The organism is Bartonella sp. MR30HLJHH (assembly GCF_042194195.1).
In the GTDB taxonomy this organism is placed as follows: domain Bacteria; phylum Pseudomonadota; class Alphaproteobacteria; order Rhizobiales; family Rhizobiaceae; genus Bartonella; species Bartonella grahamii.
Genome location: NZ_JBHIMO010000001.1, coordinates 303719 through 325951 on the forward strand (window position 1 = coordinate 303719; position 22233 = coordinate 325951).

Sequence of the window (22233 nt, forward strand, 5' to 3'; positions counted from 1 at the left end):
AGGATTTTTTACTGTTTGCAATTGACCAGTTTGCGCCGATCTGTATCTGTCATTATGTATACCTAGAAATTGCAGTTGAATTTCCATGAATTTTATAACTTCTAAGTTACTCTCCTCTCGATCTTTAGATAACCTGATCTAGCATAAACGATCTCTTCAAATATCATTAAGGGATTTTTGCCATTATCACTAACTTCTGATAGAGTTTCAGAATTAATGGTGATCATAGTGCTATTTGCAATTCCGATTAACGGGCTAAATGCGTTTTATTCACATGAGAGCTAACGAACACCTCAGCTTTTCTCACGCAATGTGCTCATTTCAAATTAATTTCATGAATATTTGTACAAAATCTTTATCTATACAATAATCAAAAAAAGGCTGACGTAATATAATAATTGAAGATCATTCATGCGGTGCTTTCTTTTATTTTTAAGCTTTGTATGTAAATAGATAGTCCGTGTAAAATAAATAAAGGGGCGCAAAAACCTATAAATATACACAGGACGTATAATGTAGAAAATGAAAAAAAATTTCCGGCATATAAAAGCACAATAGAGAATAAAGCTGTTATGATGCGCACACTGGCATCGCCTGCCAAAATCACCTCGGCTAAATTTTCACTAGGTGTGATAGCTTGTCCAATTGTTATTCCCGATACCCTAAAATAAAATTGCCCAATACCTAATAAAACCCCCATAATATAAAGGGAATATTGAGTAAAACTTAAATATAAAACAAAAGAGATTGCGATCGCTGCAAAAGCCGGTGTTCCCCATACAAAAAAACGAATTAAAGATGGAAATTTCCGTAAATAATAGGATGAGATAAGACCATTGACTACAAAACCCAGTGCTGACAAAGCAAAAATAGAATTTTGAATAGCGGTAAATTTTGTATTATCTGATGTTATAGATGCAAGAACAAGTGGTAATAGAACAATAGGCCCCGTATAGAGAAAATTATTCAAAATACGATTAATCGTTAAAAAACGCAGCGAAGAAATCCGCCAAAGGCACCTAAAACCAACTCCATAAGCTTTTTGAGATGGCTTTTTTAATAGCTCTTCTACTCTGTTTATTTGTTGTATAGACTTTATACGAAACCATAGGCTGGCATTCAAAAGATAAATAAACACAATAAAGGCTATGGCCATTTTGTGCCCCAAATGCGCAATTATAAAATATATAAGCAATGGGGATATAATAACAAAAAACTGACAGCAACTAGTATAAAGTGCAAAAATTCCAGCTTTTTGTTTGGGAGCTGGAACCAGCTGATTCAAGGCACTGTTGTTATTTGGATTATCAGCCCCCATCAAGAGAGCAAGTAAAAAAAATACAAATAAAATAAGTACCGGATTGTTCATAAATAATAAGAACGATAATAAACAAGCGCAAATAATTTGACTATAAAACCCAATTATAAAGCCTTGATAGCGCACCAACACATTTCCCAAACATAAGCCTGCAATTCCAATTGCGATTAAATTAACAACATTTAAAGTAGCAGATGCTTTTCCAGTTGTATCTTGGAATTGTAACAAAGAAAGGCCAATAGATAATACACCACTAGCACAAAAACTCGTCAAACAACCAATCAAAATCATAAGAAAAACAGAATTACGCAATAGCTTTCTCACTTTTAAACAGAGACTCGAGCCATTTTATGATTTTCTCCATTGTCGAATATGGTTCGGTACTAAATTCCATTTTTTCATAAAATTTTAGTTCAAATGCGTTGTAGGTACTTATTTTTTGCGAGTCATCTGTCAGCATGAATTCTATACTTGGCAACGTTGCGCCCATAGATTGAGACAAATAATAGGAAATTACTTTCCAATACATATGGGCACGTTCTCTTGCCAAATAATTTTCCAAGACATATTTCAAGTGACAACCATCTAAAATATATTTCGAACAATGGTGCAAAGGATAACAAATACAAATAGCATCCGTTTCATGTACGGGACAAGAAGAAATAGTAATATTTTTATCATTTTTGTTAAAGATTCTTATGCAACTATTTCTACGTTCAGCATTCTTTTTCCACTTGTTTACAGCAAAAGATTAATAGCTAAATTCACCTATGTCATAGTAGTCCTTCTTTTGGTAAAATAGAGCTGCTTCAATCTCGACATATAAATATTTTAGTTCTCTTCATATGCTTTAGACTAACAACACACCAAAACCAAAATATTTATTTTACTTAAGTTATTGAATATTGTTTAAAAAGTATGGAAATAAAGTGATACAAGAGTTAAAAAAATTATTTAAAAGTTCAAATCCATCTACATTTTAGAGCCATCACGCATGGTAATAGCGGTTGTTATTAAATATACTAAGTATGCTTGATAACTTTTCTGCTTCATGCCTGTAGGGGAGCTCCAGATAGGGATAATACCAGAATCCATCCGCGAATGCTCGATAATAAAGCTGTAAACAAAATTATTTTCTTGTTGTTTAATCCGTTAAGCTTGATCCATTTTTCATATTTGTCTATATTTTCAATTATTCGCGCTGCTGAATCTATGTTTTCCTCCCAATTGTTGTATTTTATAAGAAATTGCTACGAATGATCCTCTCCAAAGCTGATAATTCATCATCACTGTGTCCCCAAATTGCTATAATAGCTGGGCAGGTATTTAAATCGATGGTTAGGGGGAGGGGCTCGTTTTCTTTAAAAAAGAGCATAAAATGAACCACATTTTTCCAAGAATGAAGCTTTTGCTGCCATACGTTAACATTTTTTATAATATGACCGTCGATTTTGTTGATAAGAAAGATAATACGCCCTTTTTTCTTAAAGCGACTTGGTGTTTGCGAAAACACACCTGCAATAAGGTTAACGGAGCTTTCAAGTAAATCATCTTCATAGCAATGCGCGAATAAAGTGGGTGCAATTCCTCCGTGGAGGCGGGCTCCTACTTCGATCATTACTGGACCACGAGCTGTTTGCATGATTTCCATATGCGCGGGTCCATATTCAATCCCCAGCGCGCGAATGCATTGTTTTGCATAAGAGATAAGAGGGGCATAAAAGGGATCTTGAGCATCAAGCACATACCTTTATAGCCTCTCCTTTTACGACGGCGTCGACGATGTATTCCTCTCCCTCCAATCTTTCTTGGAGCAAATAAGCCTCGTTAGGTGCGCCAAAAATATTTTTTTGCGTCCAGTCGATTCTAGAGGACCATGCCGCCACTTCCTCACGGTTGGAAAAAAACAAAATGCCATCGCTTCCAGCAGAATCATTCGGCTTTATCACATAGCCGCTGGGACTTTCAAAACCATCGAGAGTACAATTGTCTTTTGTAAGAATTTTTGATCGGATGTAAGATAAACCCTTTTCACAAAGGCGCCTTTGCATTACTGCCTTTTTCCGTCGCCAATCGGTGGTTGAGGGATTATTCCCAAGGCAACCATAATAAGCCGCCAATTGCTCTGCACAATAAATACTTACCTCGGCACCTGCTACCACGGCCTCTATCGCGCCGATAGGAAAGCGTATCTTGATCTCATCTACATTATGAAGTTTTGCTTCTGCCATGCCTTCTCCCTGATAAGAAAGCATATAGTGTAAAAAAGGAGCTTGTTGAGAGACAACACCATAACAAGCATAGGCCTAATTTTTGCAAAGCAGGGCCATAGAGGGCACCCGTGGAGAAAGGGTCGACAATAAGAATAGGTTTTCTCATACTTTGTTCCGCTGCGATAAAAGGAAAAGAACATAAATAAAGATTATTAGCCCTATAAGGGGTAGAAAATAAACAGCTACTTGAGGACCCATAAGGGCAGAGCTTGTAAGAAGACCAAGGATAACATAATCTGCCGATTGGGAGAGAGTATAAAGCATGCCCGCTATAGCTTCCCACCAGCTCTGCTTGAGCCTCTGTTTTAGTCGCTTCAATCGTATGTTTGCGGGCATTAATTCGCATGGTATTCATTGAAAAGCCAATAAAAAAGCAAAAGACCATAGCCAAATAGGGCGATTGTGTGGTGCTAAAAATAAGATCAGCCACGCTCAACATAAGGGCTGGGAGAATAAATTCAAAGCGAGGGATTTTGTAAAAGCAGCCAAAAAAGCGTCCACGCCCGCGACTGCACTGCAAAGCCCATAATATTCAGAGCCAAAATTTTTCACACTTTGAAAAAGAATGGTTGCCAGCGTATTATAAGCACAAATATGGAAGCCAATAAGTCCTATGCAGACGCATAAAAGTTTAAGCTCACGGGAGAGTCCATCCGCTTGCGGTGTAGGCACTGGCTTCTTATCGGTTGCAAGTGCTGTGGTATCTGTAGTGTTATATTCATCGCAAAAGATGATATATCCGGCTATAAGGCTTATAATGATGTCAAATACACAAAGCGCCACAATCAAACCATTATAGCCGATTTCAGCCGCTGCCCCTCGTGGGCTGGTCGCTTCTAAGAGATAACCACTAAGTGCTAGTTTAGTATTATAAGTCTCGAGTGTGCTTAAGGTAATCAAAGAGAGATAGCCGATAGAGATAGAGACAGCGATAAAACCAAAGGGGGAATCAGCGTAATGGAAAAGTGCAATCAATAAAAGAAGGCTATAGATAATGATCCGCCTTTTGTATAAATCGACCAACCGCAGTGAGGCTTTAATGCGCACAAGTCCGCTTTTTTTTCAAAAGATAGGGCATAAGGGTGCCCAAAGCCATGGTTACGCCTAGGAAAACCGATGAGGATATTATGCGATAAACATTCCAAAGATTACTTAAAAATAAAACCATATCAGAAAGATACAGCAGGACAACAAGCCCATAAAACCGAAACATCAGTTGTTTGTGCACATCATCCCCCCATTTTGAAATCTCTTAAAAACACGCAGTATTATAAATCAGCACACATGTTTACAAGGGGTGTGCGTATATACGTATTATTGGGCATGTCAAGTTTTTTCAGTAGGGAAAATTTGAACGCTGATGTTTATGGTAGTGATAGCTTATTTTCAGGAGAATGAGTAGGATGGAGGCTGGTATTTTTACTGCGTCTCTTGGCAGGTGGCTTGCCAATAAGGAACTATATCTTAGAGATATATTTTTCGCTTTCAAGTTGATTTTGTTTATACTCAAGGTTGAGGTTTTGCTATTGACCGTTTTTAGATGTTGTTGTGATAACAAACTTCGTTATCTATCGGAAACATTTATGGCATTAGCGCTAAGGTGTGCGATTGTATTAAAGCCTTTACACGGTAGTCTTTTTCATAGAGAGGTATTATTGGTTCAGTTTTAGGAGGCTTTGTTAAGTCCGATTTGGGCGTCGTCGTTGTTTGAAGGCTTATTATAATATTCTTAGTTTCAGTTTATGAATATACCGAAAAATATAGTGAAACATTTGATTCAAACGCTTTTGTAAGGCATATTTCAATATCTCAGGAATGTTTTCTGAGAATTGCTCTGCTGCTTTTTGACGGAATCGGATACCAAATGCCTTATGGCGTGGGCAGTGGTTTGAGAAAAGATTGAGTTGATTTCGTTAGATTCTTATGTAGCGCAATCTAGTATCAGCTCTTAGGGGCAATAATATACTTAGATCGAATTCATTTCTATATGCTTACACGATGCTATAGGAGTAATCCTTAGAAACTCTACTAGAATTCGTTAGAAAATGGCAGGTTATGTAGTGTGAGCAAAAAAATATATTTTTTACAAACACTTAATCTCATTTTAAGTTGTCTAAAATATAACCTTATCTTAAAACTAAGTCTATATACCGTCACTTATCATAAAGTTAATAAGTTATACAAATGCGGGAGTATTGTGTGTTTCTGTTTAGAGACGAGTAAAAAAACACCTTATTAAACATTAAGAGATTTTAGACATAAAACAATTTAACTTATGGAGAGTATATAGACAAAATGTATCTTGATAAAAAAGTTTATAATTCCATGTGGTCTCCAAAAAAATTTTCTGGTTCTTTTATTGTCTTATGTGATTTTGATGGGAGTGGAAAGACAACACAAACAAAAGAAATTGCTCGCCATTACTCAACAGAAAAACATATAATACAAACTTTTCAACCCAGTTATTGGTATAGAAATAATCCAGAAATTAGAGATTACTTAGATAATGGAAAAGCAATTGATCCGTTGCTTTTAGCACTCTTATCAGCGACAGATAGACGCAAACATACGCTTGAAATTATTGAACCTTCCTTAGCTTCATCGCAAAATTTATTAATTAGCGATCGATATGTTTATTCTTTTAGAGACGAAGTGTGGTGATAGAAGAACGACATAGAGGGATATATTCGAGCATATTTTAGTGCATAAATGTTTTGTTTTCATAGAAGAATTAATCATACAACAGCACAAAGATTTTAAAAGCCTCAAAAAAGGAATTTTGCTTTCTTAAATTTAATGATCTAAAATGAAAATCGTAAGAATGCATGTTTTAAAACAGGATGTATTATGCATATCGACTGGTATTTATTTTAGAGGATAATTTATGTTCACTTCAAATTTGAAGGAACGCATTGCTTTATTTGAAAATAGAACTTTTCTCTATTTTACTTTGAGCGGCTTATTTGCTACATTTGGAAATGGACTAAATTATATTGCATTGTCATGGCTTGCTTACAATCAGACGGGGTCAATCCGTGGTGTAGCGTTGATGATGCTTTTTCTTTGGACGCCTAGCATTATTTTTGCTCCTATTTTGGGCATATTGGCGGATAAATATAATCGTAAAATGCAGATTATTATTTCAAATCTTGTGAGAGGTTTGGTAATCGTTGGCTGGGTAATGCTATGGCATTTTGGTATAGAAATTGAATTGATGGTCTTATCTGCTCTTTTGGGTATTTTTATCTCTTTTTATATGCCATCAGCTATTTCTTTAATTCAAAGTATTGTGCTGAAGGAACAGCTCATCAATGCAAATGCGACTATCGATATGATTTACGAACTTGGCACTATCGCAGGTATGGGCTTAAGTGGATTGATACTGTCCTATGCAGGAACAAAAGGAACTCTTCTAATAGGTGGTATATTCTTTATTATTGCTGGTTTATTTAATTTTGCAATGAAGGTACCTAAAAACCGAAGATCTAAAAATCAAAACCAGCAAAACTGGTGGGAAAATTATACAGCAGCACTTCATTATTTTAAACAGAATCCGGCTCTTTTTGTACCTTATGTAAGCCAGATGATTATTATGACTCTTTTGATGACCATTCCTGTTATTCTCGTTCCTTATATACAAGAGGTTTTGCATGCGGATAGCAGGACCTTTGCAATATTTGAGGTGCTTTATTCTATGGGCGTATTGACAGGTGCGGTTTTTTCACCACTTCTTTGTAAAGTTTTATCCATAAGGAAAACATTAGCCATTTTATTAGCTTTTATGGCTATTGGTCTCGCTATTCTCTCTGTTAATACACACAATTTTGTTGTTTTTCCTGTTTACTTTATGATTGGATTTGGACTTTCGAGTTGGGCTCTTTCGATTTCTTTATCACAACTCTCTTGTGATCCTGAATACCAAGGAAGATTGCAGGCAAGTTTTAATGGTATCTCTGGATGCTTGATCCTCGCAGTCTATCTCATTATGGCACGCGATAACAGTAGCATATCACCTCAATCGATATATTTTTTTCAAAGCATTTTTGCACTTGTTGGAGTATTCATAGTGCTGTTTTATAAACATTTACGCTACAGCATATTTCATATTTTGCTTTTACAGGGAAGTGAGAAAATGTAAAAATTGGTGCTTAATGAATAAAGCATAAATTGATGTATGCTAGAGAATACTTTCTGTTTTTTGATAACGACCCACAAGAATTGCTGCGTTTCTTTAATTCATCTCACTGTTGTTAAGAAGACGAAAACGCAACATTTAAATCTTCTTGAAAGTTTTTTTGTTTAAGCGCAGTAGAAAATAAAGCGATAAGGTAATATCTTATCATACGGAGAGAGTGTTGCATTATTTTTGTTTTTCAAAATCCATATGAAAAATTGTATCAATTTCATCTTCATTGGAATGGGTATTTCTACGACGATGTAAGGTTTGCACAATCTCTTTTTTTAAAACGGCATCTGTTTCACTTAAACGGTGAATACTGAGTTCCAATTCAAGAGATAACGCCAAATCCACGCACAATTTAAGCTCTTCTCCAATGTCGAAACCGCGTTGATAGTCGTCATAAAGACCAACCAATGTATCAGATAATTCTTTATCGCATAAAGAGGTCATGCTTAATTCCTCCGCGTTGCGGTTTTCCATACAGCTTTTTTAAGTATTACTCCACTATTATCACTTAGAATTGCCATGTATACGAACCTCATGGTTTTGTCAATTTTCTGCAAAATACGCGCTTTTAAATCAATGTCTATTAAAGACTGTATTACTTCAAGATTTTGAAGCGCCCAATTGTAAATATGGATGGCAATGTGTTTACTATAGAACTTATAACATTTAAATACATTGCCAAAAGGCTTTTAATGTGCATAGAGGAGGAGTATTCTGACGATAAACCAAACACCCTGAAATCTCTATTGCCAATTACAGCTAAATCAGTGCCATTAATATATAAAATAAGCAAACATGGTTTGTAAACGTCTAACTTTTTAATAACGAGTGATAATCTCATTTTTTGTAGAATACCAATTATTTTACCTGTTTTATATTGATTTTTAGACATTGATAAACTTTTTACCTTATGTTGTAATGTAAAAACTTTGGGAAGTGTGTTTATAGATTCTTGCAAAGAGGTTTAAGCAGGTTTACTAGGCTGTTGAGTGAGAGAACCTGTGTTGGGCTTTTTGCTTCTGGAAAAATGTAACTGTGACTTTTGAGAAAGCAGTTGGCAAGAATTTTCTTGGCGTGCAAACTGATAAAGTTGGCAGTGGCGCATTTAGCTTTTTCATTGGGCTGTGTCCAAATGTTTTTGACTCTGGAAAATAGCCTCTGATAGGCTTGAGTTTTGCCAAGGTTATATTACAGGGTGCAGTTCAGTAAAATACCACGGCGATTGCATTTTTTATGTAATTGTCATAATTTTCGCTCCTGCTTAAATAGATACTGTAACATCCATTTTTGTGGGGTTATGTATGTAAATCTTTGCCTAACATAAGGGGCAGTAACAAGAGGTATAAGTCAATATAATTATTTAATAATTATTTAGTTAACAATTATATTGACTTTGGAGTGTTTTTTTTGGCTCGTCCGGAAGCAAAACCTAAAACTGAGTTGGCAAAACGTTTTCGTGAAGTGCGTCACGCTCTTGGTTTTACAGAGCGTAAGCAGTTTGCGGAACATCTTGGTATCACTACTGGCTCTATAGGAACTTATGAAACTGGTATAAGTGAGCCTACAGCCTCTGCGCTCTCCAAATATCAAGAAATTTATGGGGTTTCATTAGATTGGCTTGTAACGGGCAATGGCGAGATGTTTTCAGATATGGCAAAGGCGAAAGCAGCTGGTTTTAAACCACAAGCGATTCCTGCTGGTCTAATGAAAAAGCTTGGACATTTGGTTTGTATGACCTATCATGATGCAAAAATAGATCTTTCTCCTGAAGATGTTGCGGAATTAGCAGCAGAGCTTTATGGAAAATTGCAAGAGCTTATTCAAAACCTCAATGATACAGAAGAAGTCGAAGCCACTTTGCCACTTTTAAAATTACATTTAAAGCGTAAAATCGAAACTGAAAAGCACATCTAGAAACGTCATAAGATACGAATGAACAGCCTTTTTAAAAAATAAAACTTTTTTGATTTTTTACTGTATAAACAGGTTTTAAATAAGAAAATCTCACGATTTTTTTGGTCTCTTATTCAACATGAAAAATGATAAATTGTCATTATAAATTAATATATTGCTCTAATAAAGGTAAAACTGCTTATAAAAAAAATTACAGTTAGTAATACAAAAAATTATACAACAGTGAAAATACGATGACGATGTTTTGTTCCTATAAAAGGGTCACAGACATATAAGAGAGAAGAAGGAAAGACTATTTATAGGCGCGCTTTTGTCTTTTTATGAAGATGATGAGATGAGTACGTTGAAACTTTTTACAGAGCGTACATCATTATATTAAGAAAGATTTCTTTTAAAGATATGTATCATATATTGAAACAGCTTACCTTGCAGAAAAGAGTGAGGTCATTATGATAATCGTCATCCATTACACTATGCTATAAGTTAAAAAAATCATAAATTTGTGCTTATAAGAATAGCTAATTTATTGAGAAGTATTTTGACAAATTTATAAAAAATTATTTTTATACTCTTGCCATTCTACTGAGGCGCTTTATCTAAAAAGTAGAATTGCTCTTTAGTGAAACTATTTTTGTTAAGAGATAAATCGCAGTGTTTTTGAATGGAGATTACGTTATATTTTCAAAGTCTTGTGTTTTGATTTATTTTTTAGCTTGAATCCCTCTAGCTAAAAGGGTTGGGGACTTTTCTAGATTCAATATCTTTTCAGAGATTTTAGGGTGATGCTGTGATGGAGATCGCTATCGCGGGGGATGGTTTTTATCTTTAATTTATTCGTTTTTGGGGGCGCAAACAGGGGTTTTGCCGTGAGGTTTTTGCGCGTTGTAATGGTATTGGACTCTGTTGGAGGAGGTTCTTATGAAAAAATTATATTCAACATCAAACTTGGTTAAAGCTGTTTCTTTGGGAACAGTAATGACCGCACTGTTATCAAGTGTTTCGCCGGTTTTCGCTGCTAACTTTGCATTCACAGGAGGGGCTAATTTAAGTACAAGTGGTGCTGGTGTTGCTTATAGATACGGTAGTCATGGGAGTGTTGTTTTAGCTGGTGATGATAATTTCTGTGGTGCAGACACTGTTATTGGTCGTGGTGGCAAGCAACAGGAGTCAGTTGCTAGTACTGATAAAATAACCGCAGAGCAGCAATATAATAGATTTATCACGGATCAAAAATTTGGTAATCGTAATCCTTATGGCACAACCACTGAACAGGTCATTTGGGGTGGTAATAGTGTTACAACCCCTCGTGGTGGTTATATGGGGGCGCTGACTGGTGGTGTCGAGAGCGCTACGCCTGAGGCTTATGGTGTGTATTCTTTTGCAACTGGTTGTGGATCTGCTGCAACGGGGAATTATTCAACCGTTTTTGGTGCAGGTGCAACGGCAAAGGCTGGAGGGGCGCAAGCCTTTGGTGTTTCTGCGCTTGCAGCTGGAAAAGCAAGTGTTGCTATGGGTGTGGGATCAGAAGCATCGGGGGAATCTACGGTTGCTATTGGTGGACTTGCAACCGCTTCTGGTAAAAATAGCATTGCTTTAGGTGTGCGTTCCCAAGCTACGTTAGACGATGCGATTGCGTTTGGTTCAGATGCAACAGCGAGCGGTATAAATAGTGTTGCTATTGGTAAGGTGGCATCTGCATCTGGTTACGATAGTATTGCATTAGGATTAAAGACCAAAGCAACTGACGAGTACGCGGTTGCTATAGGCACGAAGGCTGAAGCTCAAGCTCTTGGTTCTATTGCGATAGGTGGTGGGGAACCTGCAGACAACGGGGAGGAAAGAAAAGTAATAGCAAAGGGTAAAAATTCGATTGCCATAGGTACTCATACTTATGCTGAGACGGCTCATTCAGTTGCAATTGGTATAAATGCACAAGTACGCGTTATAGATGGTGTTGCTGTGGGGGGGGGATCTGTCTCTCGTGTTGATGGGAAAGTTTTGGGGTATGATCCTGTAACAAATACTACAACAACAAAGAGTGATCTTGCATGGAAAAGCACTGCAGGTGATTTTAGTGTTGGTAATACTAACCAGAACTTAACGCGACAGATTACAAATGTTGCAGCAGGGAGTAAAGACACTGATGCAGTGAATGTTGCCCAGTTGAAAGCTATGAGAGATGTCATAGCAGGGGGAGGTACTTGGCAGATTTCTGCTAATGATAAAGATCCTACAGAGGTTAAAGCAGGCAATACCGTAGATTTTTCAGTGAAAAGTGAAAAAGAAGAAGGAAAAGATAACTTAAAGATTGAAAGAAATACTACAGAGAATAAGCATAAAATTGAATTTACTTTGAGTGATACTCTCACACTGACACAAGTTACCACAGGTCAAAGCAAGATGAGCGATGATGGCTTTTTTGTTAATGGTGAAAACGGTTCTCGCATGACTGTGGATGGCTTTTTTATTAATGGTAATGATGGTCCAAGCATGACTATTGATGGTATTGATGCAGCCAAGAAAAAGATTATAAACGTAGCAGAGGGCACTGAAGATACCGATGCAGTAAATTATAAACAGCTGAAAGCTATACAAGAGGCAACTAAAACGAGTTGGCAGCTTGCTGTTAACGGTGGAAATGCTACGGCTATTGGTCCAAATGGTACAGTAAATTTTCAGTCAGCTGACAATGAAGGTACAAAAAATATCAAGATTACAAAAGATAATGATCACAATGTCACGTTTGATCTAGCTGATGATATTCAGGTAAAGACTGTCACAGCAGGAGAAAGCGTTATGAGTGCTGTTGGCTTTGGGTTTACTGATGGTAATGGGCCGAGCATAACTGTTAATGGCATTCATGCTGGTGATAAAACGATTAAAGGAGTAGCGGCAGGGGAAAACGATACCGATGCTGTAAATTATAAGCAGTTAAAAGACTTTACAGCAGGGATGGCAACAGGCTGGAAGCTTTCTGTTGATGGTAACAATGCTACAGATGTTAAAGCTGGTAGTACAGTAAATTTTGTTGCAGCTAAGCAGAAAGACGATGATAATAATGAGAGTGAGAATACAAATATAAAAATTACCAAAGGCGATAACAATGAAGTCAAGTTTGATTTAAGTGAATATATTAAAGTTGGTCGTGTAGAAACTGGGGATAGCCGTATGAGTAACGCTGGGTTCATGATCAAGGATGGACCAAACATGACGAAGGGTGGTATTTTTGCTGCTAATACAAAAATTACAGGAGTACAAAAGGGTACTAATGAGAATGATGCCGTAAATGTTTCACAGCTGAATGAAATAAAAGATCAAATAGTAGATAATAGCCTTGTTAAATGGCATGAAGATCAGAAGCTTATTACCATTGGTGCGCAAAAAGATGGCATCGAAATCAATGTTGCAAATAATGATGACGAAAATCGAATTATTTCTGGTGTTGCAGTCGGAAAAGTCAGTTCTGATTCAACAGAAGCAATAAATGGTCATCAGCTTTTCAATTATGCTGATAATATTTCAAAATATTTTGGCGGTGAGACAGATGTAATTGATGGCTTCAAACCAACTTTTACGGTTCAGAAAACGAAACATAATAATGTAACTGGTGCTTTCGCTGCTGTCGATAGCTATATCACAGATATTTATAGTCAGATTAACAATGTAGCAAGTAATAGTCTTGTTCAATGGGATGAGGGCGAAAAGCTTATTACCATTGGTAAAGAAAAAGGCGGTACGAAAATTGATATCACAGGTACTGAGGGAGCTCGGACTATCGCGGGCGTGAAAGCTGCAGAGAACGATGATGAAGCTGTTAATAAAAAACAACTCGATGACACTGTAACAAATATTAATAATAATGTTATTAATCAAATGGATAAATTTGCGGTTCTCTATGATAAGAATGATGATAATTCTGTTAATTATAATAGTGTGACCTTAGGAGGTAATAAGATTAACGGGCAAGTTGCTCTTCATAACGTCAAAGATGGAAAGATTTCTGATCAATCGCATGACGCTATCAATGGTAGCCAGATTAATAAAATATCCCAAAATGTTGCTGAGTTTTTTGGTGGTGGGACCTCATTCGAGAATGGAGTCTTTAGAAAACCGAGATATAATTTAACTACTATTGATGAAAATGGTCAGGTAAAACAGCAGGAACATAATGATGTTGGATCGGCTTTGTCAGGGCTTGATACAAATATCAGGCATGTTAATCATCATTTAGTCCTTGCAATGAAGGACGTTGCTTCTTATTTTGGTGGTGGCGCTGGATATGATGAAAATGGAGAATGGCACGCTCCTACTTTCAAAGTTTATCAGATCAACGATAATGGTGCTGTCTCTAAGAAGTCTTATGACAATGTTGCTGATGCTTTTGAAGGTGTGAACAATACTTTCACAAATATTCACAATCAAATTTCTGATATAACAAAAAATAGCCTTGTGAAGCAGGAGGGAGAAGACGGTCTTATTACTATCGGTAAGGCAACAGGTGGTACTGAAATCAGCATTGTAAATAAAAGTGGTATGGACCGTACACTTTCTGGTGTGAAAGATGGAACACTTTCTCAAACATCAACGGAAGCGGTAAATGGTTCACAACTCTTTAAGACAAACGAAAATGTGACTACTGTTACCAATGATCTCAAAACAGTTGCTCAAAATACATCGAAATATTTTGGTGGTAGTACAGATGTACTGAATGGTGTAGAACCAACATTCCTTATTCAGGATACAAAATATAATAGTGTTTTTGATGCGTTTACGGGTGTGAATATTTCTATCCATAAGATTGATGATAAGATTTCCGATGTTGTGAAAAATAGTCTTGTTAAGCAAGACGGAGGTGTGTCAGCGCCTATTACAATTGGTAAGGATACAGCTGGTACTGAGATCAATATTGCAGGCAGTGGCAAGTTAGCACGCAAGATTTCTGGTGTTAGGGCAGCAGAGAATGGTGATGAAGCTGTTAACAAAGACCAACTTGATAAAAGCATAGATAAGATTTCTAAAGATATTGAGACAGTAACTGCTGCTGCGGTTCTCTACGATAAGAATGACGATGGTAATGTTAATTATGGTAGTGTGACTTTGGGTGGCGATAAGAACAACGGACCAGTTGCTCTTCATAACGTAAAAGATGGTAGCATTTCTGAAAATTCCCACGATGCAATCAATGGTAGTCAAATTAATAAAATATCAGCAGATATTGCAAAGTTTTTTGGCGGTGGTGCAAAGTTTATTAACGGTGCTTTTAAAGGGCTGAAATATACTTTATCGGCTATTGTAGATGGTAAGGTAGGGCAGGCTAATTTTTATGACGTTGGTTCAGCTTTAACAGGTCTTGATAAAAATGTTCAAGATGTAAATAAGCGCTTAACAAATGTATCCAATGAGTTTAATCAGAAAATTGAAAATTTCTCAAAAGATGCTTTATTGTGGGATGATGATGAAGAAGCATTTGTTGCACGTCATGAAAAAGATGGGCAGAAAACAAAGAGCAAATTGAAGTATCTTTTAGATGGTGAGATTGCGGATGGTTCAACAGATGCCATTACGGGTAACCAGCTTTATTTCATGAGCAACAAGCTTGCTAATTATTTCGGTGGCGGTGCCAAATATGAGAATGGCAAATGGACAGATCCTACTTTTAAGATTGTTCAAGTCAATGCTGATGGTACGACTGTTGAGAAAGAGCACCATAATGTCGCTGATGCTTTTGGTGATATTAATAATGGGATGTCAAATATTAATAACCGTATTGATGATGTCATCAACAAGGTCGATACAGATGCTTTAAAGTGGAATGATAAAGAAAAAGCCTATGATGCTGGTCGCGATGGTAAGCCGAGTAAGATTATCAATGTAGCTGATGGTAAAATTGAAAAAGGTTCGAAAGATGCGGTTAATGGTGGACAACTTTGGGAAACCAATGAACGTGTCACGGGTGTTGAAAAAGATGTTAAGCATCTTACCAATAGAGTCGACAATATTTCCACTACGGTTACGGATATTGGTAAAACGGTTTTCAATATTGAAAACAAAGTTGATAATATTGATAATAAAGTTAACGATATTGCTGAGGACGCTGTTCGTTATGACAGAGATGAAAACGGCAAAAAAACCAATAAAATCACATTAGCGGGTGGTGATCCTAGTGAACCTGTTATGATTGATAATGTAGCTGATGGTAAAATTGAAAAAGGGTCGAAAGAAGCTGTAAATGGTGGTCAGCTCCATGATTATACCCAAGAACAGATGAAGATTATTCTTGATGAATCCAAGCACTACACAGATCAACGGATAAATAATATCAGGATTGATGCGATTGATGATGCTGTTGATCGGGCTAAGCAATATACAGATATGAAGTTTGATGTTTTAAACTATAGTATTGAGAGTGTGAAAAAAGAGGCAAGACAAGCAGCTGCGATTGGTTTAGCAGTGTCTAACTTACGCTACAATGATACGCCTGGAAAATTAAGCGTTGGATTTGGTACTGGTTTATGGCGTAGCCAATCTGCATTTGCCTTTGGTGCAGGTTACACCTCAGAAAATGGAAAATACCGTTCTAACATATCCGCAACAACTTCTGGAGGTCACTGGGGTGTAGGTGCGGGATTCAATATGACATTGAACTGATAATAAACAAAATACATAAAAAACACTTTTTCACCCCTGTCTCATGAGGCAGGGGTAAATTGTTTTTACGGATGTAAAAAAACATATATAAATTGGTAAGCGCTACAATGATAAATACAGGTTTACAAAACAGAAAAACCGCACACTTTCAACAAAGTGAACTCCTTATTTCAAAATAAGATAATGAGTTTTTTCATAAATTATAAGTTTATTATTTTTTGCTGTAATTTTTAAATATAAAAATCTGTAGCACCCTACAGATAGAAAAAAACCTTTCACTCTCTAGAAATCTATTAAAAAATTTTCTAACAAGACAATAGTATATATTTTGTATTTCAATTTCACTGGAGGAAGTTACAGAAATAATATACTAAACTAACTCTACCCCTTGCAAAAAACAACCAACAAGCTTAAAGTTTAAAAATCAATCACCACAAAAAGTTTACCTTCTTAGGAAATGTAAAAAAGCAAAGCACGTTAACCATAAAACCTAAAAACACAACCTTTCTATCTTTTCAATCAGACACTAAATTTTTATGTTTAGAAAAAACCGATTTTAAAGAACTTTATAGCGCTTAAATGTGTCTTTTTTGTGTTTATAGTTATTTTTCATTGGGGAGTTCATTATGAAAAAATTATATACAAAATTAGCAGGGAGCGATTTAAATTTTTCTCGTTTTTCTTTTGTTAAAGTTCTTTCGTCGGCTACAGCGGCTACATTTTTATCGAATGTTACACCTGTTTTTTCAGCAAATCCTGATTTTAGAAACACATTTCTTGAGGGTGTTAACAGTGCTGGTGTCTCTTATCCACAAAACATCATCTCTGTTGCTGATTTGAATGCTTCTCCTGTTTCAAAAGACAATTATTTAACAGCACTCAATAAAGCCGGATTAGAAAAGATTAGTGCTGCTGATGACTATGCAAATTTTTTAACCAGAACTCTTCTAGATCCGAGTAATGAGAGTTCTATAATAAATGTTTTGACAGAAAACAGTAATAACCTATCGAAAAAAACGTTAAATGCAGGGGGGCAAGATAAAAAATCTCCCATTAGTCCACGGTCATTTGTGGTTGATAGCTCTGCAGACCAACAGCTTGCACAGGATGATGAGAATACAGATATTATTAATGTTTCTGACCTTTTGCGGAGTGGTTCAACTGAGGGAATGCAACGTGATGCATCAGGAAATAATGTCATTTTTGGTGAAGACGTTGATGCGAAAACCGCGGGCAGTGTTGTTATTGGTTATAAAGCGAAGGCGGTATTCGCTGAAGGAGATAAAAAACTAGCGGCGTCTGTTATCATAGGTGCTAACTCGGAGATCCGTCGAGGTGGGAACGTTTCCATTGGGGCAGACACAAAGATATTAAAGAGTGACTCGGTTGCTGTTGGTCGTTATGCAAAAGTAGAGGAGGATTCCGGTACAGCTCTAGGCTTTAAGGCGAATGCGAAAGGTGAATATGGTGTTGCTATAGGAAATATGGCTCATGCTTTGGGAAAAAGCAGTGTCGCAATAGGTGGTGAATATAATGAGAAGAGCGAACATGAAAATAATGATTATACAACTGCGAAGGATGATTATTCAACAGCTGTAGGAGCCATTTCTAAAGCCCTAGGGTATGGCTCTACTGCTTTTGGTCACCGTGCATATGCATTTAATAAGCATGCCATTTCTATAGGCTTCTACTCGAAAGCACAGGGAGATGGAGCTATCGCTATAGGTGTCGATTCTGTAGTTTCGGTGGATGATGGTGTTGCTATAGGAAGAGATTCTGTAGCTGATAGGGCTGCTGGCGTTTTTGGTTATACTTCTGTGTTGCAGGGTCCTGCAAAAAACACCGAGGCGCAATGGAAAAGTACGCGGGGCGCAGTGAGTGTTGGTGACTATAGTAAGGGTATAACCAGACAAATTACAGGCGTAGCAGCTGGTTCTGATGTTGCTGATGCAGTTAATGTTCGACAGTTAAGAGATTTAGAAGAAGTTGTAAGAAAAAACGGTTGGAAACTGTCAGTTGGAGGTAAAAATGGCAAGACCGTTCTTATAGACGATGAAGTAGATTTTTCTGCTGGAAGTGACAACTTGAATATTACAAAGGGCGAAGATGACAATAAAGTAAAATTTGATCTAGCTAAGGACATTGCACTGGAGAGCGTAAAGGCAGGCACAAATACCTTCGATGCCACCGGCTTAGTAATTACTGATGGTCCGAAAATAACCACCGGTGGTATTGATGCTGGAAATAAAAAGGTAACTGGTATTACATCTGGTGATCTTAGTGCAGATTCACAAGATGCGGTAAATGGTAGTCAGTTGAATGTTGTAGCTACCCATATAGCTGAATATTTAGGCGGTGGTGTTAAATTTACGAATGGCCAATGGGATGATCCAAAGTTCAAAATTAAGACTTTCAATCCTGAGACGAATGAGATTGAAGAAGAAAGTTTTCCGGATGTAGCAAAAGCCTTTGAGGGGGTGGGTAAGTCTTATGTAAATCTTCACAATGAGATTAAAAAAGCTACCGATGATAGTGTCTTTAAATGGAATGCCGAATCGAAGAGCATTAAAATTGCCGCCAGTGAGGAAAAAGGTGGGCAAGGAAGTATTGCTATAGGTAATCTTTCAAATGCATCTGCCGAAAATAGTATTGCATTAGGTGGTTTTGCAGCGGCATCTGCTGAAAATAGTATTGCATTAGGTGGACTTTCAAATGCATCTGGTGCAAATAGTATGGCATTAGGTTCAAATGCACAAGTACAAGCTGGTGTTACTGGTGGTGTTGCTGTGGGTTATAAATCTTTTTCTCGTAACCCAGCGTCCACTGTTGGCTATGATCCTTCCATAGGTAGCAAGTCAACAGATGATGGTGTGATCTGGAAGAGTACTCAAGGAGCTTTTAGTATTGGTGATACTCCGAATAAGATAACACGACAGCTTACAGGTGTGGCAGCGGGTTATGCAGATACTGATGCCGTCAACATTGCGCAGCTAAAAGCACTAAGAGAGTACGTAGGCAAAGGTTGGAAACTTTCTGTTGATGATAAAAATACCAAAGCCGTTAGCATAGATGATACAGTAGATTTTTCAACTGGAAGTAAAAATTTTAAAATTACAAAAGGTGATAAAGACAATAAGCTAAAATTTGATCTGGCTCAAGATGTTGCATTAACGAGCGTAAAGGCCGGCACAAATACCCTAGACGCAACAGGTCTAGTAATTACAGGTGGTCCGAAAATAACAACGGGTGGTATTGACGCTGGCAGTAAGAAGATAACAGGCATTCAAGATGGTGCCCTCACAGCAGAATCAACCGAAGCGGTCAATGGTTCCCAACTTTTGGCAACAAATACTGAAATTAATGAAGTAAGAGACAGTATTCTTGTTAAGCAAGTAGCAAAGAAGACGAGAACGCGCAGTCTCGCTGATGGAGGAGCAGGTCTTATCACTGTTGGTATGGAAACTGGTGGTAGCGAAATCAGTATTTTGAACAAAAGTAATGAAGGGCGGAAACTTTCCGGTTTACTCGGCGGGGCAATCAGTGCAATTTCAACAGACGCAGTAAATGGCTCACAGCTTCATACATTGGGCACAGGTGTTGCATCTTATTTTGGTGGTGGTGCCAGCTATGCGGATGGTAAATGGACCGCTCCTACATTCAAGGTAAAAGCAATCAAGGAAGATGGCAGCCCTGAAGATAAGGAATATCCTGATGTAGCATCTGCTTTTGCTGGAGTTGGTAGTTCTATCACGAATGTTCAGAATAAATTGACTGAACAGGTTAATAATGTGATTAATAAAGTAGAAAGCGAAAGCTTTGTTCAGCAAGACAAAACAACGCATCGTCTCACTATTGGAGCTGCAGTAGGAGGCAGTGAAATCAATGTTGCCAATAAGACTGGTGCGGATCGGACGCTTTCTGGCGTGAAGGACGCGACGAAAAGCAATGAAGCCGTTAACAAAGGACAGCTTGATAAAGGCTTGAAAGATCTTTCGAACAGTCTTCAGTCTGATGAATCAGCTGTTGTTCATTATGATAAAAAAAATGATGAAAATGGCAGCATTAATTACACAAGTGTTACTTTAGGAAAAGCTAAAGATAAGACAGCTGTAGGCCTCCATAATGTTGCTGATGGTAAGATTTCCAAGGATTCACATGATGCAATCACGGGTGGTCAGATTAATACCATAGCTTCGGATTTATCGAAAATTTTAGGTGGAGATGTATCCTTTGATGGAAAAAACTTTAAAGGGCCAACTTATAATTTATCCAGTATTGATGAAAAAGGTGAAGTAACAGATAAACCGCATACCGATGTTAGTTCAGCCTTTGCAGGTCTTGATAAGAATATCAAGAATGTTAACGATCGTATTAAGGAAGTCTCAGAAGGAGTTGCACAGGATTCTTTATCTTGGAGCGATGATGACAAAGCTTTTGTAGCTCTGCATGGGGAAGGTGATGACAAAAAAGCCAGTAAAATTACGTCGCTTGCTGTAGGAGATATTACGAAAGAATCGACGGATGCAGTAAACGGTTCTCAACTTTATTCACTGGGCGATAAGGTTGCAAAATATTTTTCTAATGACGCTGAATATAAGGATGGGGAATTGAATGTTCCTGATTTTAAGCTCAAAACTATCAATGATGATGGCACTGAAGCTGAATCAAGCTATAAGAATGTATCAGATGCATTTTCAGGTGTGGGTCAACTTTTCACAAAGGTTCAAAATGCGATCAGCGATGTAATCAGTAATCTGCTTGTTACGAAAAATGAAGATGTTATCAACATTGGTAAAGGAATAGAAGGTAGTGAAATCAATATCGCAAACAAGAGTGGCGTAGCACGGACTGTTTCTGGTGTGAAGGCGGCAGAAAAAGATAATGAAGCGGTTAACAAGGGACAGCTTGATAAAGGTTTGAAGGATCTTTCTGATACCCTTCTGTCTGATAGTTCTTCTGTTGTTCTTTACGATAAAACAACAGATGATCAAATTGATTATACAAATGTAACTTTTGGTAAAGGGAAGGGTGCTACACCTGTTGCACTGCATAATGTAGCTGCAGGATCGATTGCGGAAAACTCAACGGATGTTATCAATGGAGGACAGGTTCACATCCTTTCAACGGATGTAGCAAAATTCTTGGGTGGAGATGCTGAATTTAAGGATGGTACTTTTAAAGGGCCAACTTATAATTTATCCAGTATTGATGAAAAAGGTGAAGTAACAGATAAACCGCATACCGATGTTGGTTCTGCTTTTGCAGGTCTTGATAAGAATATCAAGACTGTTAACGATCGTATTAAGGAAGTCTCAGAAGGAGTTGCACAGGATTCTTTATCTTGGAGCGATGATGACAAAGCTTTTGTAGCTCTGCATGGGGAAGGTGATGACAGAAAAGCCAGTAAAATTACGTCGCTTGCTGTAGGAGATATTACGAAAGAATCGACGGATGCAGTAAATGGCTCACAGCTTCATACCCTAGGGAGCAGTATTGCAAAATCTTTAGGCGGTGCTGCTAGCTATGAAAATGGTGCATGGGTTGTTCCGACTTACGAGATCTCTAATGTTGCTGAAGATGGTACAGTAACGACTAATCCATATAACGATGTTGGTAGTGCGTTTGCGGGTCTTGATACGAGTGTCAAGAATGTGAATACGCATCTAGCGAATGAGGTCAAAAAGTTTGATGAAAAACTAACGAATATTACGCAAGCAGTGCAAGGTGATGCTTTGTTGTGGGACAAGACTACAGGTGCCTTTGTAGCTAAGCATGGAGAAAAAGACGGAGATAAGACAAACAGCAAGATCACATCACTGGCTGATGGTTCTATAGCATCAGGCTCGGGTGATGCGGTTAATGGCGGACAGATTTATGATTTGAATCAGTCGCTA

Annotated in this window: 11 protein-coding genes; 5 read left to right on the forward strand and 6 right to left on the reverse strand. The window is 37.4% G+C overall.

Annotated features, from left to right (window positions below):
* Positions 1–409: 409 nt before the first annotated feature.
* The 5 genes from ACFIKR_RS01170 to ACFIKR_RS01190 form a co-directional block, all read right to left on the reverse strand.
* The gene (locus ACFIKR_RS01170; RefSeq protein ID WP_375658493.1) at positions 410–1630 is read right to left on the reverse strand and encodes an MFS transporter; all 1221 of its coding nucleotides are present in this window, start codon (positions 1628–1630) and stop codon (positions 410–412) included.
* A 925-nt stretch (positions 1631–2555) separates the two neighbouring features.
* Entirely contained in the window at positions 2556–3062 is a 507-nt protein-coding gene (locus ACFIKR_RS01175) for a hypothetical protein (RefSeq protein ID WP_375658494.1), read from the reverse strand.
* Positions 3055–3573 carry an ATP-grasp domain-containing protein gene (locus ACFIKR_RS01180; RefSeq protein ID WP_375658495.1) on the reverse strand — a complete coding sequence of 173 codons (519 nt, stop codon included), beginning with the start codon at positions 3571–3573 and terminating at the stop codon, positions 3055–3057. The genes ACFIKR_RS01175 and ACFIKR_RS01180 overlap by 8 nt, the downstream gene beginning before the upstream one ends.
* Before the next feature lie 450 nt (positions 3574–4023).
* On the reverse strand, positions 4024–4638 hold the full coding sequence (locus ACFIKR_RS01185; RefSeq protein WP_375658496.1) for a hypothetical protein: 615 nt from the start codon (positions 4636–4638) through the stop codon (positions 4024–4026).
* Complete coding sequence (locus ACFIKR_RS01190; RefSeq protein WP_375658497.1) at positions 4628–4819, reverse strand: hypothetical protein; 192 nt, start codon at positions 4817–4819, stop codon at positions 4628–4630. Before ACFIKR_RS01190 ends, ACFIKR_RS01185 begins: the two co-directional genes overlap by 11 nt.
* Positions 4820–5886: 1067 nt before the next feature.
* Here ACFIKR_RS01190 and ACFIKR_RS01195 point away from each other — a divergent pair.
* Both ACFIKR_RS01195 and ACFIKR_RS01200 read left to right on the forward strand, forming a co-directional pair.
* A complete protein-coding gene (locus ACFIKR_RS01195; protein WP_375658498.1) occupies positions 5887–6252 on the forward strand; it encodes a dTMP kinase in 366 nt (121 codons plus the stop codon).
* A gap of 223 nt (positions 6253–6475) precedes the next feature.
* Positions 6476–7729, forward strand: a complete 1254-nt coding sequence (locus ACFIKR_RS01200; RefSeq protein WP_375658499.1) for an MFS transporter — start codon at positions 6476–6478, stop codon at positions 7727–7729.
* A 222-nt stretch (positions 7730–7951) separates the two neighbouring features.
* On the opposite strand, the gene ACFIKR_RS01205 is transcribed toward ACFIKR_RS01200, so the two are convergent.
* Positions 7952–8221 (reverse strand): hypothetical protein, encoded by a 270-nt coding sequence (locus tag ACFIKR_RS01205; protein ID WP_012754562.1) that lies wholly within the window; start codon positions 8219–8221, stop codon positions 7952–7954.
* A 963-nt stretch (positions 8222–9184) separates the two neighbouring features.
* Here ACFIKR_RS01205 and ACFIKR_RS01210 point away from each other — a divergent pair.
* The 3 genes from ACFIKR_RS01210 to ACFIKR_RS01220 all read left to right on the forward strand — a co-directional run.
* Positions 9185–9691 carry a helix-turn-helix domain-containing protein gene (locus ACFIKR_RS01210; protein ID WP_375658500.1) on the forward strand — a complete coding sequence of 169 codons (507 nt, stop codon included), beginning with the start codon at positions 9185–9187 and terminating at the stop codon, positions 9689–9691.
* A 918-nt stretch (positions 9692–10609) separates the two neighbouring features.
* A complete protein-coding gene (locus ACFIKR_RS01215) occupies positions 10610–16339 on the forward strand; it encodes a Vomp family autotransporter (RefSeq protein WP_375658501.1) in 5730 nt (1909 codons plus the stop codon).
* Positions 16340–16965: 626 nt separating this feature from the next.
* On the forward strand, positions 16966–22233 hold a 5268-nt coding region (locus ACFIKR_RS01220), incomplete at its 3' end, for a hypothetical protein (protein WP_375658502.1).

What these genes read in the sequence shown, in the direction of transcription:
- ACFIKR_RS01200 (WP_375658499.1), top strand. Translation starts at nt 6,476, where the DNA reads ATGTTCACTTCAAATTTGAAGGAACGCATTGCTTTATTTGAAAATAGA.
- ACFIKR_RS01215 (WP_375658501.1), top strand. Translation starts at nt 10,610, where the DNA reads ATGAAAAAATTATATTCAACATCAAACTTGGTTAAAGCTGTTTCTTTG.
- ACFIKR_RS01180 (WP_375658495.1), bottom strand. Translation starts at nt 3,573, where the DNA reads ATGCTTTCTTATCAGGGAGAAGGCATGGCAGAAGCAAAACTTCATAAT.
- ACFIKR_RS01205 (WP_012754562.1), bottom strand. Translation starts at nt 8,221, where the DNA reads ATGACCTCTTTATGCGATAAAGAATTATCTGATACATTGGTTGGTCTT.
- ACFIKR_RS01195 (WP_375658498.1), top strand. Translation starts at nt 5,887, where the DNA reads ATGTATCTTGATAAAAAAGTTTATAATTCCATGTGGTCTCCAAAAAAA.